The organism is Vibrio sp. 811 (assembly GCF_033339195.1).
The window spans coordinates 1-593 of sequence record NZ_JAWOUB010000650.1 but is presented as its reverse complement, the minus strand read 5'-3'; the positions used below and the strand labels follow the sequence as shown (position 1 = coordinate 593).

At 48.6% G+C, this 593-nt stretch carries 1 pseudogene; it reads left to right on the top strand.

From position 1 onward, the window contains the following. Positions 1-593: pseudogene (locus tag R7Q46_RS28620) on the top strand (sensor histidine kinase); the annotation flags it as partial.

The window sequence follows — 593 nt, the reverse complement described above, 5'->3', positions numbered from 1 at the left end:
TGTCTACTGGAACAGATGCAAAATGAAGGTCTGTTACAGCACGATGATTTTCGAGTCTTAAACCAACAGCCAAATGAACATTCTTCGTGCGCCGTTTCTACGCCGTTATATCCAAACTGGTCGTTTGCCAAAACAGAACGCGGCTCGTCTCTTCTGGCGAAAAAAATCGCGCAAGTCTTGCTTGCTATGCCACCAGAGCACCCCGCCATTATTGCCGCTGGCGCGTCAGGCTGGACATCGCCCGTTAGCTTGTTGAGCATCGATAAACTCTATCAGGCGTTGGATTTACATCCATTGCAGCAACCTTGGTGGAGTGAGGCGCTGCGCTGGTTGCGCAGTCATCAAGAATGGGCATGGGCACTGTTCATGTTTGTGATTGTATTGAACGCGTACCACTTTTGGCTTGAGTATCGTTTTAGCAAAAGCAAACAAGCATTAGAGCTGACATCGCTAAGGCTGAAAGAGAAAAGCGAGCAGTTAGAACATTCGCAAAGAGTGGCGATTGTCGGGGAAATTGGCAGCAGTCTGGCTCATGAATTAAATCAACCGCTGGCAGCCATTCGTAATTACAGTGAAGGTGGGTTGCTGCGTCT